Origin of the sequence: Paenibacillus durus (genome assembly GCF_000756615.1) — a bacterium.
Classification (GTDB): Bacteria; Bacillota; Bacilli; order Paenibacillales; family Paenibacillaceae; genus Paenibacillus_AQ; species Paenibacillus_AQ durus.
On the sequence record NZ_CP009288.1, the window covers coordinates 1,387,096 to 1,403,628 of the forward strand.

Genomic DNA, 16,533 nt, shown 5'->3' on the forward strand with positions numbered 1-16,533 from the left:
CTCCGTTATCCTTTAGCTTCGGTATCGAGGAGAAGCTTTACGATGGAAGTCTTGGTCAGCCGCCCTACCACTTCCAGCTTTCCAATGGCTTCTTCTCCCTCGCAGGGCACCACTACCGGCAAACTGTCTACCTCGTGAAAAATCATTTTATGCGCGGCGTCCAGCACCGTGTCGTCGGGTTCGACCGTAATGAGCTTGGGCTGGCGTGTCATAACCATGCTGACCGGAATGGTTGCGGCTCCTGGATTGCCAAGAGTGACCTTCAGGAAATCCTTGCGGGAGGCGACCCCGGCCAGCTTGCCATCTTCGTCGCAAATGATGAGTGTGCCGACATCCTGGAGGAATAGTGTAACGACCGCGTCGTGCACCGTTGTCGTCTCCCGGATAATAATGGGCACGCTTTGAATATCCTTAACCTTCGTTTCCTGCAGCAGATAGCCGCTGCCAAGACCCCGGGAAGATTTCCCTCCCGGGAAATAGCCAACCTTCGGTTTGGCGTCGATGTAGTCGAGCATGACCAGCAGCGATAGATCCGCGCGGATGGTCGGGCGGCTGAGCCGCAAAGCTTCGGCAATCTGCTCGCCGGTGATTGGAGCGTTCTTTTTAACAATGTCGATAATTTGTAGTTGCCGGGAAGTTAGTTCGATTGCAAATCCCTCCACTTTCTTGATGCAAGAAAGCGATCCTTCTGTAGGAAAGGGCCGCGGAGTGGACGCCCCCTTTCCCCAACGCGTCATGTTTGGAAGAATAATCCCTTTCGTTGCTTATATAATACATAATATTAATCCTTATTGCAATATATAATACGTACTATTTTAGATTTTATATGAAAAATGAGCTATATAACTGTGATTAATCCTCATTATTGATCTTTTTATGCATACGGAAGTTCTGTCCTAAAGCAACTGTCCCGGCAGAACGTCTGTTAACAGACGGACCGGGGATGAATCTGGCGAGCAGCTGCTTCAAGGCCTTCGCGTTGACAAGCATCGTTCCGCTTATGATAGTTATTACACCCAGCAGGGTCATCCATGAAACCGTCTCGTCATAAAAAAGGATGCCCACACCGACCGCGATCGGCGGAGAGATATAGAGCCAAGTGGACGGGAAGACGGGGTTCGTCTTGGCAACGAGCCAGTAGTACAGGCTGTGGCCGACCATGGAACCGATGACCGTCAGATAAAGAAAGGATCCGGCAGCCTTCAAGGAGAGTAGGTAGCTGATGCTTGGCCGTTCCGCGAAGAGGGAGAGCAGGAGCATCAGCGCACCGCCGTAAATCATTTGCGCCGCATTCAGCGCGATGGGATGGACATCCGGAAGGCGGGCGGTGACGGTCCGGGTATACAGGGTGCCCGATGCGTAAGCCCATTCCCCGATCAGAATGACGGCGCAGCCGGCAAGCCAGAGCGGGGAGACATTAACCGACAGACTGGGGAGTACGAGAAGCGGGACGCCCGCGAATCCGACCAGGCAGCCGAGGAGAGACAGATCGGAAGCTTTTTTCCGCAGGATCACGGATTGCAGCAGCAGAATCATGATCGGTCCGGTTGCGGATAGTACGGCGGCAAGGCCGGAGGAGACATACTGCTCGGCCCAATACAGCGCGGCGAATGTCCCGAAGGTTAGCCCGAGTCCGGTTAGCGCCGTCTCTTTGCGCAGCAGCAGGGACAGGGAAGCTTTGCGTTTCCACGACATCCACAGCAGCAGCAGCGCTCCCGCGGCAAAAAACCGGAGTCCGGCGGTGAAAAAGGGAGGGGCTCCGGCGTCAACGCCAATTTTAATCGCCAGAAAGGTAGTGCCGAAGATCAGACAGACGAGGCTGTAAGCCAAAATAATCATGTTCAATTGCTCCTTTATCACTTATGTATTTTCATCCCATCATAGCGGGGCGGAGACAGAACAGATGAAACAGGACAGAACAGATGGGCGGGAAATGAGGTACAATGAATGGCACAGGGATTATACGGGAAGGGATGGAAGAATGAACAAGATATCCGGCAACGAGCAGCATCCGCTGTTCCGGCAGGTCTGTGAATATATGACTGCCCGGATCGACCGGGGCGAGTGGAGAGTGCATGACAAGCTGCCGTCGGTCCGGCTGCTGGCGGAGGAGCTCCGGATTCACCGGCTGACCGTCTTCAAGGCGTACCAGCGGCTGAAAGAGGACGGCAAGGTCTATGTCAAAGACAAGTCGGGCTACTATGTGTCGCCTGCGGCGGCGCCAAATGGATGCGGCGAAGAAGAGACGGCCTTGGGCTACCGGATGTGCAACCGGCTCTCGGACATTCAGCGCATGCCGGTCAAATACCAGTTCTCCCAAGCGCTGATTGATCCCAATCTGCTGCCGAATCTGTATTTGTCCGATTATGTTAAAGAGGTGTTCGACCGTTACCCGAAGGTGATGGGCACCTATTCCGGCGTGGAGGGCGATAACGAGCTGCGCGAGTTCTTAAGCGGACATTTCCGCGTGAGCAGATTGCTTCAGGCTGAGCCGGAAGAACTGCTGATTACTTCAGGAGCCCAACAGGCGATCAATCTGATTGCCAGCATCATGCTTATGCCGATGGATTGCGTACTGGTGGAGCGGCCGACCTACGGCGTGGCGCTGGATATTTTCCGCCAGCGGGGGGCGCGGCTGCTTACTGTCGATATTACGCCGGGAGGCTATGATCTGGAAGAAATCGAAAAGCTGATGGAGCAATACAGACCCCGGCTCTTCTACATCAACCCCACGCAGCATAATCCGACCGGATATACCGTCCCTGTATGGCAGCGCAAACGGCTTGTCGAGCTGGCCGAGCGTTACCGCTGCCTGATCGTCGAGGACGATCCTTTCCGCGATATGTATTTCGCCGCCGAACCGCCGCCGCCGATTTTTTCTTATGATACGGAAGGCTGGGTCGTGTACCTTGGCAGCTTCAGTAAATATGTGGCGCCGGGCCTGCGCATTTGCGCCGTCATCTGCAGGTTTCCTTTGATGGACAAGCTGATCGCGGCGAAGTTCATGGCGGATAACGGGACGCCGCTGCTGAACCAGAAAATCTTTCTGCACTACTTTACTTCGCCGCGGCTTCAGGGGCATTTGGCCAAGCTCCGCATCGCGCTGCAGGTGCACAAGGAGATAGCCGAGCGTGAGCTTGCGGGGACCGGGTGCAGGTGGACGGCTCCTCAAGGCGGTCTGAACCTCTGGGTGAACCTGCCGGAGCATATTCCGCCCGAAACTCTGTTCCGCAAAAGCATGGAGCGGTCGATTGCCTTCGTGCCCGGTGAAATCTGCGATCCGCTGGGAGAAATGAAGTCGTGGATTCGTCTTAGCTATTCGTTTACCCCGGAAGATGTCCTGCGAGAGGGGATGGGCAAGCTTGCGGAGTTGATGCGGAATCTTTGAACGGCGTAGGTCATATATGCCCTCGCATACGGCAGGCATCCTGAGGTGTTTATCTCGCGGGATGCCTGTTTTGTTGTATTCGTGCAGAATAAATATGACATATATAAATAAAATCATTAAATAGTACGTCATATATATTGCCAAATAGCGGTATTCATGATACAACCTTAAGTAAACGCTACTCCTATTTCACAGTCTGGCGGACAGTTTTGTACCCTACTTTCAATTACGGAGGGATTGTTCAAATGCTGAAACGCGTGTACCGGTTTAAAGAAGGAAATGCGGAGATGAAGAATCTGCTGGGCGGAAAAGGAGCGAATCTCGCGGAAATGACGGCTCTCGGCCTTCCGATTCCCCCGGGATTTACGGTAACTACGGAGGCTTGCCAGGCATATTACGCGGCTGGAGGAAAGATGCCGGAAGGGCTTATGCAGGAGATTCATCACGCGCTGCGCGGTCTGGAGGCGGCAAAATCTGCGGAATTCGGAGGTGTCAGCCGGCCGCTGCTTGTATCCGTGCGTTCGGGATCGGTAACTTCCATGCCGGGCATGATGGACACGATTCTGAACCTCGGCCTCAATGACGATACGGTTAAGGGGCTTGCGGAGCAGACGGGCAACGAAAGATTCGCCTATGATTGCTACCGGAGATTTATCCAGATGTTCGGAGATGTCGTACTTGGCATTCACTCGATTTATTTTGAACGGCTGATCGAAATGTGCAGAAAGGAAAATGGGCGATCCTGCGATCAGGAGATCAGCGCCAGCGAATGGAAGGAGCTTATCGCCAAATACAAATCGATTGTGGAGGACCGGACCGGTCAGCCGTTTCCGCAGGATGTGCACGTTCAATTGAAGCTGGCGGTGGAAGCCGTCTTCCGCAGCTGGAACAACATGAGAGCCAAGGTATACCGGAAAGCGTACGGGATTCCGGACGAGCAGGGAACGGCGGTCAATATCCAGGCGATGGTATTCGGCAATCTCGGTACCGGCAGCGGAACCGGCGTATTGTTTACCCGCAATCCCTCAACAGGGGAACGGGAACTGTACGGTGAATATTTGGCGGACGCCCAGGGCGAAGACGTTGTAGCCGGAGTACGCACGCCCAAGGCCGTAAGCGAGCTGTTCAGCGAGCTGCCGCTTGTCTATGAACAGCTGTCGGCAGCCGCCGGGCTTCTGGAAATTCATTACCGGGATATGCAGGATATCGAGTTCACCGTCGAGAACGGCAGCCTGTACCTGCTGCAGACCCGCAGCGGCAAACGGACGGCCCAGGCCTCCATTAAGATCGCCGTGGATTTGACGAAGGAGGGCATCCTCTCGAAAGAGGAAGCCGTCAGCCGGATCGAGCCGGGACATCTGGATCAGCTTCTGCACCGCTCCCTTGCCATCCCGGCAGAGCTTGCGCCGATTGCCAAAGGTCTGCCTGCCTCCCCGGGAGCGGCTGTCGGCTTGATTGCGCTGGATGCGGATACCGCCGAGCGGTGGGCCAAGGACGGCCGCAAGGTTGTGCTGGTCAGTACGGAGACCTCCCCGGACGATATTCACGGCATTTTGGCGGCGGAAGGCGTGCTGACGAGCCGGGGCGGCATGACCAGCCATGCCGCGGTTGTGGCGAGAGGCATGGGCAAGCCGTGCGTGTGCGGTTGCGAAGCGCTGAGCATCGACCATGAGGACCGGAGCGTACGCATTGGAGAGCTTACACTGGCGGAAGGAGAGGGAATTTCGCTGGACGCTTCCGGCGGGCGGGTGTTCCGGGGAGGGCTGTCGCTCAGCGATCCGGAAATTACACCGGAGCTGCTTACGCTGCTGGACTATGCGGACGAGATCCGCAAGCTTCGTATCTATGCGAATGCCGATACACCGCATGATGCCCAGAAGGCGCGTGAATTCGGCGCGGAGGGGATCGGGCTGTGCCGGACGGAGCATATGTTTTTCTCGGGCAGCCGCCTTCCGATCGTCCAGTCAATGATTCTCGCGGGCGGCAGAGAGGAGCGGATGTTCTATCTGGACCGGCTGCTGCCGATGCAGCAGGCCGACTTTGAAGAGATGTTCGGGGCGATGGACGGCCTTCCGGTGACAATCCGGCTGCTGGACCCGCCGCTGCATGAATTTTTGCCGAACCCGGATCAGCTTCGGGAGCAGTGCCGCAAGCTTGAGGAGACCGGGGAGAACGGTGAAGAAGCCCGGAAGCTGAAAGCTATGATCTCCAAAGTGAATGAACTGCGGGAGGTCAATCCGATGCTCGGCCTCAGGGGCGTCAGACTGGGCATTTTGTTTCCGGAAATTTACGAAATGCAGATCGAGGCGATCTTTAAGGCCGCTCAATCGGCGCTCCGCCGGGGAGTGGATGTGCGTCCGGAAATTATGATTCCGCTTGTCGGGCATCCGGATGAGCTGAAACGCATGAGAGCGCTGGTCGACGACATCGGGGGCCAGGCGCTCAGCGAGGAGTTCAGAGGGCTCATATACCGGGTGGGGACGATGATTGAAGTGCCCCGAGCCGCACTGCTGGCGGATACCATTGCGCAGCATGCCGATTTCTTCTCCTTCGGCACGAACGATTTGACCCAGATGACCTTCGGATACAGCCGCGACGATGCGGAAGGGAAATTTCTCAATTCCTATCTGGACGGGAATATCCTTAAGGCCAATCCGTTCCAGGTTCTGGACCAGGACGGCGTCGGCCAGCTGATCCAGTGGGCCGTTACCCGTGGCAAGGCGGTGAAGTCGTTCCTGAAGACGGGAATATGCGGCGAGCATGGCGGCGACCGGGAATCGATTTCTTTCTGCCACCGCACGGGGCTTGAATATGTCAGCTGCTCCCCGTACCGCATTCCGTTCGCTCGCATAGCGGCGGCGCAGGCCGCTCTCCTTGACAAAGGGGAGAAAGCGCAGAGCCCGGCCGAGAAGCAGGTCGTCTAAGCGGAGCGCAGGGGCTTCTGGAAGAGGGGATCGAAATGGAAAATCAAAGCAGCCGGAGGTTGATAGATACCGAATGGCAGGAGACGGAACAAGGCCGCTGGATTGTCATCTGCTCGGACGCCGTAGGGGAGACGGCCGAAGCCGTTGTAAGCGCGGCCCTGCGCCAGTTCGAGGCCCGGACCGCCCGGATCAAACGCTTCAGCCATATTGCCGGCGTGAGGGAAATCCGTGAGGCGGTGCGGGAAGCCGCTGAGCGGCAGACGTTTGTCGCCTATACCTTTGCGCAGCCGGAGCTAACCGAAATGATGATCGGCGAAGCCGCCGCTCACGGCGTAAGGGCCGTGGATATCATGGGTCCCGTCATTTCGGCGATCTCGGGAACCTTCCACAACCCGCCCCTTGCGCGGCCCGGGCTGGAAGGCAGAATGAATGAAGCGTATTTTCGCCGGGTCGAGGCCATGGAATTTGCGGTCAAATATGATGACGGCCGGGATTCGCGGGGGATTGGCCTGGCCGAAATCGTGCTGATCGGCGTCTCCCGGACCTCGAAGACCCCGCTTAGCATTTACTTGGCCCATAAGGGCTATAAGGTCGCGAACTATCCTTTAACGCCGGAGGCTCAGGCTCCTCAGGAGCTGTTTCAGATTCCGAGCCGCCGCATTTTCGGGCTGACGATGGAGCTTGCGGCCATTCTCAAGATCCGCACCGAACGGCTGCGATCGCTTGGGCTGCACGCGGACGCGGACTACGCGGCGGCCCACCGCGTTGTGGAGGAGTTCACTTACGCCGAGGAATTGATGAGGCGGATCGGCTGCAGGGTGATCGACGTGTCCGGTAAATCCATCGAGGAGACGGCGGGTCTGATTATCGACTGTATCCAATAGCAACGAATAACAACGGACCAAGGGCCGTTTCCCGGCTGCGGATGATGCGCAGGGGAGACGGCCCTTGGCGTGTCTTGAGGCTGTGCTTTCTGGAAAAGAGGATTCCTGCCGCCCTACGCCTACACCCACCCGAAGGCATATGCCGCCTGCGCCACCAGGAAGGTAACGGCGATGGCGATGCCGAGCGGGATGACGGCCGACAGCACGGCCCATTTCACGCTTTTCGTTTCTTTGTAGATGTTAACCAGCGTCGTGGCGCATGGATAATGCAGCAGCGAGAACAGCATCATGTTAAGTGCGGTCAGCCACGTCCAGCCGTGCTGGAGAAAAATATCCTTGATATTCGCAAGGCTGTCGACATCGACCATGGCTCCTGACGACATGTAGCCCATCATCAGGATCGGCAGCACAATCTCGTTCGCGGGCAGTCCGAGGATGAACGCCATGATGATGTAGCCGTCCAGTCCGATGAGATGCGCGAAAGGATCGAAGAAGGACGCCATATGGTTCAGAACGCTGTCCCCGCCGACGACGATATTGCCGAGTATCCAGGTGGCGATCCCGGCCGGGGCGGCGATGACGATAGCCCGCGTCAGCACGTTCAGGGACTTATCCTTGGAAGAAACGAGGATCGTCTTCCAGACCTGCGGCTTCCGGTACGGAGGCAGCTCCAGCGTGTAGTGCGTCGGCACGCCGCGCAGCGCCGTCTTGGACATGACCCAGGAGACGGTCAGTGTGACGACGATCCCCAGCAGCACGAGGCCCATCAGGATGCCGGCGGTGGTCAGCGATTTCAGCACTCCGGTCGTAGCCGCTCCCGCCATGAACAGGGAAGCCAGCAGGATCAGCGTCGGCCACCGCCCGTTGCAGGGCACGAAATTATTGGTCAGAATCGCCAGCATCCGCTCGCGCGGCGACTCGATGATCCGTGTAGAGAGGATGGCGGCGGCGTTGCAGCCGAAGCCCATCGACATGGTCAGGGCCTGCTTGCCGTGCCCGCCCGACTTCTTGAACAGGCGGTCCATGTTGAAGGCGACGCGCGGCAGATAGCCGAAGTTCTCGAGCAGGGCGAAGACGGGGAAGAAGATCGCCATCGGCGGCAGCATCACGCTGATGACCCAGGACGTTCCCCGGTATAAGCCAAGCACGAGCACGCCATGCAGCCAGGCCGGGGCGCCCACCGCCTGGAATCCGGCGGTCAGATAGCCTTCGAAGAAGCCGAACAGGGAAGCCAGCCAGCCGGAGGGGTAGTTGGCTCCGGCAATCGTAATCCAGAATACGGCGCCGAGGATGGCGAGCATGATCGGGAAGCCCCAGATTTTGGAGGTTACGATCTGATCAAGCTTATGCGTGCTCTTCAATTTGCTGCGGTCGCGGTAGGTGACCGCCTCCCGGCAGATGCTTGCGGAGACGCCGTAGATGCCGCCGACAATATCGTCGCGGATGCCGCCGCTGGTCAGCTTTTCGGCGGAAGCAATCAGGGAATCCAGCGCGCTGCTTCCATTAATGGCATGCTGTTGCTCCATGGCCGGACACCTCCTTAGGGAAGCTAACCCTTATTCCCAAGCTTGCCTTGCGGAGGGAGGCCAGCAGGCTCTCATCTCCATCCAGCAGCCGCAGCGCAATCCACCGGGCGGGGTAATCGCCGCCTACGGCCTGCTCCACGAGCGGCAGGAGCTCGGCGATGCCGCGTTCAATCTCCTCACTGTACTGAATCCGCAAGGGTTCTACGGCGAAGGTTCCGTCCGCAACCCGTTCCACCTGATCCAGCAGTTCCTTGATTCCGGTTCGGTTTCTGGCCGAAATGGCGATGACCGGTACGCCAAGCCGCTCCGATATAGCCTTCAGATTAATGTCGATGCCAAGTCTGCGCGCCTCGTCGATCAGGTTGATGCAGATCACGGCGCGGCCGGTAATTTCCAGTACCTGCAGGGCAAGATTCAGGTTCCGCTCCAGCGAAGTAGCGTCCAGCACGACAAGCGTCACGTCCGGCTTCTCAAAAATGATATAATCGCGGGCCGCCTCTTCATCGGCCGAGTTGGAGTATAGAGAGTAGGTGCCCGGGAGATCGACGGCCCGGTATTCCCTGCCGTTATGCGTGAACGTTCCCTCGGCGGTAATGACAGTCTTGCCGGCCCAGTTCCCGGTGTGCTGCCGCATTCCGGTCAGCAGATTGAAGAGTGTGCTTTTTCCCGTATTCGGGTTGCCGGCAAAGGCTACAGTATAAGCTTTCATTCCGTTTCCCCTCCAATCGGTTCTCCGTAAATGAGTGAACTTTCTTCTCTGCGCAGTGCAATCGTCGTATTACTAATTCGAAATGCGGTAGGGTCGCCCAAAGGACTGCGGCGCACCACTTCAACCGTATTGCCGGGGACAAAGCCGAGATCCAGCAGTCTTCTTCGCATTACGCCTTGCACGCTCATCCCGCTGATCTGAAGGAAGCTTCCTTTAGCGGCTTCGGATAACGGTATGCCGGTTGCAGCCATAACGATCACCCTTTCTTTTTTGCCATATAGACGAGTTATTGGCCTATTCCATGATATTAGTATACGGGAACAACTTTGTCCTAGCAACAAAAAAGTTTCCCTAAGGAAACTTAAATTTTAACAAAATCCCCCGCGATAAAGAAAAGCTTCTTCTTCGCGAGGGTACCCTGGTTTTAAACCATCGTTCTCTTCAGACTGTGAATATAGCGGGCTCTGACAACGGCGAAATACAGCGTCTGCACCGCCAGGAATGCGCCGATGGTCATAAGAACCGGAACCGTGATTTCATAGACCTGAATCTGGTTCAGAACGGGCCGGATGACAACCACGGTCTGAACCCAGGCGACCAGAATCGGGATGTAAAAGAGCAGCGCGATCTGCTTGGTAGCCGAGCCGGACATCTCGCTGGGACTGAGTCCGATCTTGGACAGTGCCCGGTACATTCTTTGGTCGGCGGCCAGCTCGGAGTGCAGGCGGAAGTAGAGAAAGCTCGCTGACGAGATGGAGAAGATCAGGGCGATGAAGATGCCGATAAAGCCGAGCATCGAAGCTCCCTGTTTTGTCGTTATATAATTTTTGGATCTCGCGTCCAGCAAGGAATTCCAGTTGTCCGACTGCTTGTTCCGTTCATTGATCGAATCAACCAGTTCGGATGTCAAGGCAACATTCAGGCTGTTTGCGGCCGGGAGCCGGCTATCCCATGCGGGTATTTTGTACAAATATCTTGTAAAATGGGCCGATCGGTTTCGCTCTTCGGAAGTCTTGGATAGAAGATTAAAGGTATCGTCTCCGACAACCAGAAGAGGGGAGGCGTAATGTCCGAAGGGAAGAATTACAGGCTTCAACGTTTTTCTTACGGTAAATGTCCGGTCCGGGAAATCCGAAATAGTCAAACGGTTATCCTTTACGTATTTCTCACTGTCAAGCTGGCCTGAAATGACCAGAACAGCTTCTCTGCCACGCAGCGCGGATTCGGTCTCGCTTCCCATCTGCGGCGTCAGTTCGTTGTACCGGCTCAAAGGAAGGAGTTCAATCATCTGATATTTGCCGTCGTCCAGAACGGAACCGCGCAGCTGATCTACTTTATTCTCCGTAAACTTCATTCCTTTCGCCTGAAGACGGCCGCGGATCATTTGAGTATCCTCTTTCTCATTTGCCGAATGGTAAGAAGTGTAGTTCAGCGCGAACGGACTGCTCAAATAGGCATCTTTGTTGGCATTGTAAATCGAGAGCAGGAAGCTTGAAGCCATACAGGCGAGCGACGTCACCACGGTCACAAGAAACAGCATGCGGGCATTGTCCTTCAGCTTGTAAGCCATCTCCGAAATCCAGAGCAGGTTGGTTCCGCGCCACAGCCGTCTACGGCTGAGCTTAAGGAGGCGGACCGTAAGCACGGACAACTGGGTGTAGAAAAAGTAAGTGCCGGCAATGCCCGTTACCGCCGCGATCAGCAGCCATTTGGGAGCCAGAGGCTGGCGGATGGCCCAGTAGCCTGCGGCAAGCAGCGCAATGCATAGCACAGACAGCAGCAGGGAGGCCTTGGGTTCCTTCTTCGGCTTGCTCGTGCCTTTCAGCAGCTCCAGCACCCGGTTCTTCCGGATGAACAGCAGGGTGAACGCCGAGATGACGATGAACAGGGCGAGGAAAGCGGCTGCCGTTACCATAATTGCTTTTGCAGGCCAATAAAAGGGCAGATCGGGAATGCCGATCATCTTGGTGCTGAGCAGCAGGAACATCTTGGACTGCAGCAGGCCGCCTGCCATACCTGTCAGGATGGAGAACAGCCCGATCAGCATATTTTCCATGAAAATGAGCTTATTGATCTGTCCAGGCCGCGCCCCCAGAATCGTCAGGATGCCGAACTCAAGATTGCGGGATTTCAGAAAAGCGCTTATGGAGTACAGCACGAAGAAGAAGGCGAAGATGAACACGATATATGAGGCAATCTTCATGCCTGCGGCCGAGTTCTTCCCCAGCTCAATCGAGGTCACGTCCGGATGGAACATGAATACGGCGTAAGCGAAGAAGACCATGACCATAAAGGCGCTGCTTAGAAAAAAAGCGATATAAGACCGGGCGTTCCGGCGGATGTTATTAAACGCGAACTGAGGAAAGCTCATGGCTGTTCCCTCCCCAGAACGACAGCGTGTCGATGATTTTTTGAAAAAAAGCTTGGCGGCTCTCGCCCCGGCGAATCTCCGCCGCGAGCTTGCCATCCTTGATAAAGATGATCCGGCTGCAGTAGCTGGCGGCGAGCGGATCATGCGTGACGAGCATAAGTGTGGCTCCCGTGCTGCGGTTGATATTCTCCAGCGATTCCATCACGAGCCGGGAGGAGTTCGAATCCAATGAACCTGTCGGCTCGTCAGCCAGAATAAGGGAAGGCGATGAGATAATCGCCCGCGCAATCGCCGTCCGCTGACGCTGTCCGCCGGAGATTTCATAGATTCGCTTGTCCAGAATATCCGTGATTCCAAGACGGTCAGCAGCCTGCTTCAGCAGCGTCTTCATCTCGGAGAGCCTGCGCTTGTCCAGTGTCAGCGGAAGCACGATATTCTCGCCGACGGTGAGCGTTTCGAGCAGATTGAAATCCTGAAAGACGAAGCCGAGCTGTCTGCGCCGGAACAGGGCCAGCTCCTTTTTGTTCATGAGAAAAGGGTTGCTGCCGTTGATCTTTACTATCAACCCGGAGGATTGAAGCTTTTACGTCCACGCAGCGCGAGTGCCAGCGCCAGCACCAGCGGGATAGCGACCTGGAATATGACATCGATCTTGAGGGAAGGTCCGAGGCCGATGGCAATATGCTGCGTATAATCCCTCTCGATGAAGGACGCCGCATAGATAACCGCTCCAATGGCAATCGCCCATATCTTTTCAGATTGGTTCGTCAGGAGCGAAGCCATTCTTACAGAGCAATAGAAGAATATGAGCATTTTGATCATGAGCCCGATAAAAATCATAAAAGTGACCAGGATATCCAGCCGTTCGATAAACTTCAAACCGGTCAGCGTTCGGACCGCTTTAAGCAAAGGAAGGACGGAGCTGTGTGTCAAGTCCGGGCCAAGAACGGCTATATTTAATGCTACCATGAATATCAGAAACAGACTAACTCCGATATAAGCCCAAATCGTTTGCTTTACGGGAACACCAGGCTGTTTCCAAAGTGACCACAGAAGCAGAAAGACTATGATTTGACCGAACGGAAAGGAGACGATGTCGGGCAGCGCCATATTCAGAATGGGCCGCAGCCCGTTCTCCGCCACAGGCATCAGCCGCCTGAAATCGGCGATCTTCATTAGAAGAAACATAATGATCAGCACGAAGTAACAGAAGATCAAACCCGGAAGCAGAATCTCCGGAAGCCGAAAGATCGTCTTCGCACCTTTCCAGATTGCATAGCCCCCAATCATCAGAAACATCAGCATCGTAATGGACATGGGAGTCGCCGGCAGAAGGATTATCGCGGTAAGCTCGCCAAAATCCCGCAGGTTCCGCATGGACTCGTAAGCAAAATAGCAGCAGTATATTGCACTGATTAAGCCGCCTATGATGCGTCCGAAGCCGAAACGGAGCATTCCCTTCAATTCCATTTCCGGCAGGCGGCGCTGAATCCACAGGAAGAGGAGAAGGAGAGCGAAACCGGCCGCGGCTCCGACGATCATTGCCAGCCAGGCATCCTGCTTGGCCTTACTCCCGAGCACAAACATTGGGGTACTGCCGATTTCAAACAAAATGACCATAAACGTCATTTCCAGGCTCGTAGCACACTTTTTGGACTGTGACAAAGATCTAACCTCCTGACCATCTGATAATCGCTCCGCCGGCAGGCTGGAAACATGGCTAATGACCGAAATGTCAATGTAGGCGGCCTTATTGCTTCTCCAATGATTTATAGGAGTTGCTGTTAAGGCCGATTTGTTTGATTTTGACCTTGACATGAGGACGGATTTGAATGTTTTGAAATACGGTGTCCCAATTGTTCTCATGTTTAATCCGCTTCCATTGCTTTGGGTGATGGCGATGGATGGATACGGCAAAGCCGGTCACGTCGGCATTCAATTTTTTGACCGAACGCCAGGAGGCTTCCACGATTTCAATAATATTTCTCTCAATGTAACGCTCCAGTTGGCGGATGGCGGCTTCATTTTCCAGCTTCAGATTGCTGCCGACTTCTGTCAATGTACCGTCAGCTTTAATATCGATATCCATAACGTAATGATCATTCTCCCAGATCGGACGGACAGCGGTGGATGAATGCAGCAGTGAAATCGAGGCATCGTCCTTGTCGCTCTTTTGGGGCTTCGAGGGAAAAGAGATGTTCGACATTTTGATCTTGTCCGTCATGAAGGATAATCCGTACGCTTCGGCCTGTGACAGCCATCCGACGAAACAGTCTTCTTTCAGAACGGCTAATCTGCCAAATGTGATTCGGGTTGGAAGATCGGTCTGGGTTATGTCACTCGTTCGATCCATTACCTTATTGCCGGAGAGCGTAATTTCCGGAACCGCCGCGCTAGCCGATTCGGAGTCCAATTGCCTGGCCAGCTCAACCATCTGTATTCCGGGATAATAGGAAGTCAATCTTGCCTCCTGTTCGATCATGAGCTGAATGCCGGCGCTCTGATTTCTGTTGAGCTGCATTAACTGGCTCAGTATGAGTCCCGCCTCTTCTTCGGTAATGAACACGTACACGGTTTGGCGGGCATCGGGTTTGCGCAGGAAGAAATCGATCAGCTGGCCAATTCCTCTTTTCGCGAGCGCCTCGCCCAGCACCGTGATTCGGTTTTGGGAGAAGAACAACTGGCGCGTGCTGGTCAGATTGGTGCGTTCGACGGCTTGCATAATCGTATTCCCCTTTGCCGAATAGATCAGAAAGGGAGGCGAACTTGTACTCCCTCCGCTACTCCCTCCCGTGTTGTTCGAACCGGATGAGGGATTGATAACCTGGTAGGTGGTGCACCATTGATTATCCTTCCAGTCGTATGAGGAACCCGATACGATGCCAAGTTCGTTCAGCTCTCTGTCATCCCAGCAGCCGCTGATCAGGAGCGACAGGAGGGAGACGATGAGCAGAAACCTCCGTCCCGCTTGATGACGCATATGATCGCCAGTTTGTCTGTTTTCGCTCATGTCCGCACTCCTTTCTTATGCCAACCGGCGGCCTCTTCATCCGCCTCCTTAGCAGAAGTCCGCTTCAAGAATTCTTACTCCCCTGCCCTTCGGATTGGCTGCCGGATGTTTGCGGCTCTTTCAGCGGCAAGTTCTGCCTTGGCGCTTCTTTGCTTCCGTATGTGCTTGGCCGCATCTTCATGTTCCGCAGCGGTGTACGGATAATAATATCTTTCAGATAACCCGGATTCATCGGAGCAATGGGGGATAAATACGGAACCCCGAATGATTGAAGACTGACCATATGGATTAGAAGCACCATCAAAAAAGACATGATCCCGAGCAGGCCCAAGGTACCGGCAAACAGCATCATCAGGAAGCGGATGAGCCGGATGGCGTTAGAGATCGCCATTGACGGGATGACAAAATTTGAAATCGCCGTGAAGGACACGACAATAACCATGGCGGCGGATACAAGGCCCGCTTGAACGGCGGCCTGCCCCAGCACGAGTGCGCCCACAATGGAAACTGCGGGTCCGATGGCGCGCGGCATGCGTATCCCGGCTTCGCGCAGTACGTCGAAAGTCAGTTCCATGAGCAGCGCTTCGATAAACGCCGGAAACGGTACGCCTTCGCGCTGGGCGGCCAAGCTGATCAGCAGTGTGGTCGGCAGCATCTCCTGATGGAACGTCGTAATAGCGATATACAGCGCAGGCAGAAGCATGGACACGAAAAAGGCGGAATAGCGAATCAGGCGCAGAAATGAAGAAATGTCAAACCGCTGGTAATAATCCTCACTGGATTGAAAAAAGCTGAAGAACGTAGCAGGAGCCAGAAGGGCAAACGGCGTTCCGTCAATAATGATGCCAACCTGTCCTTCCAGAATGCCGCCAGCCATGGCGTCGGGCCGCTCTGTATCCAATATTGTCGGAAAAGGCGTCAGACCGCCGTCCTGAATCAGCTCTTCGATGTAATTGCTCTCCAAAATGCCGTCTGTGTCGATGGCATCCAGCCGTTTACGAATCTCGGCAAGCACCTGCTCGCTTGCGATGCCTTGGAGATAGACAAGGGCGACACTCGTTTGGGTACGTCTTCCGATTTTAAATTGTTCGACCCGAAGATCGGCGGTCTTCAGTCTCCGGCGCAGCATGGAGGTGCATGTCCGCAGGCTTTCGGTAAAACCTTCCTTGGGACCTCGTATCACTCCCTGCGAGGTCGGTTCAGTGACGCTCCGCTTCTCCCAGAAGGAAGTACTGGCGGACAGAGCGACCTTGGATCCGTCGAGCAGGATAATCGCATTTCCTTCGAACAGCATACCGAGCAGACTTTCCACCGTCTTACATTCTTGGAGTCCGCCCACTGGCAGAATCTGCTCCTTGATCAGAAGAAAAGCTTCCTCCGGCCGCTTTTCCTTTAACAGCGGATTATCCGTCAGAGGCTGGATCACGGCTTGGGAAACCAAGTCCGAATTCACCAGTCCGTCAATATAAATGAAACTCATAGAGGGAGAATCGGAGGACGGGTTGGATAATGAACGGAATACGACATCGGCGCTGTGCCCGATGCGCCGCTTGATTTCCGCTAGATTGGCAGCCAAAGAGGCCTCCAGCGGATAGAAGGGAAGCGTGCTGTTTTGGACCGGATTGAAATGGGGTTTACGGTTGGACAGAAACTTCAGCTTCATGGATGCTCCCTCCAAGGCACAGCTTTTGACTGGTGTATTATTCCCGGGAATCTATTCC

Annotated in this window: 12 protein-coding genes and 1 pseudogene; 3 read left to right on the forward strand and 10 right to left on the reverse strand. The window is 55.1% G+C overall.

Annotation, left to right across the window (positions count from 1 at the left end; all coding sequences use genetic code 11):
• Nucleotides 1–5 precede the first annotated feature (5 nt).
• Nucleotides 6–737, reverse strand: a complete 732-nt coding sequence (locus PDUR_RS06285) for a helix-turn-helix transcriptional regulator (RefSeq protein WP_081949415.1) — start codon at nt 735–737, stop codon at nt 6–8.
• Between the two features lie 115 nt (nt 738–852).
• The gene (locus tag PDUR_RS06290) at nt 853–1,839 is read right to left on the reverse strand and encodes a DMT family transporter (protein WP_081949416.1); all 987 of its coding nucleotides are present in this window, start codon (nt 1,837–1,839) and stop codon (nt 853–855) included.
• 142 nt (nt 1,840–1,981) lie between these two features.
• Here PDUR_RS06290 and PDUR_RS06295 point away from each other — a divergent pair, with 142 nt between their 5' ends.
• The 3 genes from PDUR_RS06295 to PDUR_RS06305 all read left to right on the forward strand — a co-directional run bounded on the left by PDUR_RS06295 (nt 1,982) and on the right by PDUR_RS06305 (nt 7,196).
• Complete coding sequence (locus PDUR_RS06295; RefSeq protein ID WP_042209130.1) at nt 1,982–3,388, forward strand: aminotransferase-like domain-containing protein; 1,407 nt, start codon at nt 1,982–1,984, stop codon at nt 3,386–3,388.
• A gap of 245 nt (nt 3,389–3,633) precedes the next feature.
• The gene (ppdK, locus tag PDUR_RS06300) at nt 3,634–6,312 is read left to right on the forward strand and encodes a pyruvate, phosphate dikinase (protein ID WP_042205531.1); all 2,679 of its coding nucleotides are present in this window, start codon (nt 3,634–3,636) and stop codon (nt 6,310–6,312) included.
• Nucleotides 6,313–6,347: 35 nt separating this feature from the next.
• Nucleotides 6,348–7,196, forward strand: a complete 849-nt coding sequence (locus PDUR_RS06305) for a pyruvate, water dikinase regulatory protein (protein ID WP_042205532.1) — start codon at nt 6,348–6,350, stop codon at nt 7,194–7,196.
• Nucleotides 7,197–7,315: 119 nt separating this feature from the next.
• On the opposite strand, the gene PDUR_RS06310 is transcribed toward PDUR_RS06305, so the two are convergent.
• The 8 genes and pseudogenes from PDUR_RS06310 to PDUR_RS06345 all read right to left on the reverse strand — a co-directional run bounded on the left by PDUR_RS06310 (nt 7,316) and on the right by PDUR_RS06345 (nt 16,475).
• The gene (locus PDUR_RS06310) at nt 7,316–8,722 is read right to left on the reverse strand and encodes a nucleoside recognition domain-containing protein (RefSeq protein WP_042205533.1); all 1,407 of its coding nucleotides are present in this window, start codon (nt 8,720–8,722) and stop codon (nt 7,316–7,318) included.
• Nucleotides 8,700–9,431, reverse strand: a complete 732-nt coding sequence (locus PDUR_RS06315) for a FeoB small GTPase domain-containing protein (RefSeq protein ID WP_042205534.1) — start codon at nt 9,429–9,431, stop codon at nt 8,700–8,702. Before PDUR_RS06315 ends, PDUR_RS06310 begins: the two co-directional genes overlap by 23 nt.
• Nucleotides 9,428–9,682, reverse strand: a complete 255-nt coding sequence (locus tag PDUR_RS06320) for a FeoA family protein (RefSeq protein ID WP_042205535.1) — start codon at nt 9,680–9,682, stop codon at nt 9,428–9,430. The genes PDUR_RS06315 and PDUR_RS06320 overlap by 4 nt, the downstream gene beginning before the upstream one ends.
• Nucleotides 9,683–9,855: 173 nt before the next feature.
• Nucleotides 9,856–11,802, reverse strand: a complete 1,947-nt coding sequence (locus tag PDUR_RS06325; RefSeq protein WP_042205536.1) for an FtsX-like permease family protein — start codon at nt 11,800–11,802, stop codon at nt 9,856–9,858.
• Nucleotides 11,777–12,361, reverse strand: a pseudogene (locus tag PDUR_RS06330) (ABC transporter ATP-binding protein); the annotation flags it as partial. The gene PDUR_RS06325 and the pseudogene PDUR_RS06330, both read right to left, overlap by 26 nt.
• A gap of 2 nt (nt 12,362–12,363) precedes the next feature.
• The gene (locus PDUR_RS06335) at nt 12,364–13,467 is read right to left on the reverse strand and encodes a GerAB/ArcD/ProY family transporter (protein ID WP_233277490.1); all 1,104 of its coding nucleotides are present in this window, start codon (nt 13,465–13,467) and stop codon (nt 12,364–12,366) included.
• 85 nt (nt 13,468–13,552) lie between these two features.
• Nucleotides 13,553–14,812, reverse strand: a complete 1,260-nt coding sequence (locus tag PDUR_RS06340; RefSeq protein ID WP_233277491.1) for a Ger(x)C family spore germination protein — start codon at nt 14,810–14,812, stop codon at nt 13,553–13,555.
• A 64-nt stretch (nt 14,813–14,876) separates the two neighbouring features.
• Nucleotides 14,877–16,475, reverse strand: a complete 1,599-nt coding sequence (locus PDUR_RS06345; protein ID WP_081949418.1) for a spore germination protein — start codon at nt 16,473–16,475, stop codon at nt 14,877–14,879.
• Between the last annotated feature and the right edge of the window lie 58 nt (nt 16,476–16,533).

Bases quoted from the DNA above. Each gene is read 5' to 3' on its own strand.
- PDUR_RS06285 (WP_081949415.1), bottom strand. From the start codon at position 737: ATGACGCGTTGGGGAAAGGGGGCGTCCACTCCGCGGCCCTTTCCTACA.
- PDUR_RS06295 (WP_042209130.1), top strand. From the start codon at position 1,982: ATGAACAAGATATCCGGCAACGAGCAGCATCCGCTGTTCCGGCAGGTC.
- PDUR_RS06345 (WP_081949418.1), bottom strand. From the start codon at position 16,475: ATGAAGCTGAAGTTTCTGTCCAACCGTAAACCCCATTTCAATCCGGTC.
- PDUR_RS06340 (WP_233277491.1), bottom strand. From the start codon at position 14,812: ATGAGCGAAAACAGACAAACTGGCGATCATATGCGTCATCAAGCGGGA.
- PDUR_RS06315 (WP_042205534.1), bottom strand. From the start codon at position 9,431: ATGAAAGCTTATACTGTAGCCTTTGCCGGCAACCCGAATACGGGAAAA.
- PDUR_RS06320 (WP_042205535.1), bottom strand. From the start codon at position 9,682: ATGGCTGCAACCGGCATACCGTTATCCGAAGCCGCTAAAGGAAGCTTC.
- PDUR_RS06310 (WP_042205533.1), bottom strand. From the start codon at position 8,722: ATGGAGCAACAGCATGCCATTAATGGAAGCAGCGCGCTGGATTCCCTG.
- PDUR_RS06305 (WP_042205532.1), top strand. From the start codon at position 6,348: ATGGAAAATCAAAGCAGCCGGAGGTTGATAGATACCGAATGGCAGGAG.
- PDUR_RS06290 (WP_081949416.1), bottom strand. From the start codon at position 1,839: ATGATTATTTTGGCTTACAGCCTCGTCTGTCTGATCTTCGGCACTACC.
- PDUR_RS06325 (WP_042205536.1), bottom strand. From the start codon at position 11,802: ATGAGCTTTCCTCAGTTCGCGTTTAATAACATCCGCCGGAACGCCCGG.
- ppdK (WP_042205531.1), top strand. From the start codon at position 3,634: ATGCTGAAACGCGTGTACCGGTTTAAAGAAGGAAATGCGGAGATGAAG.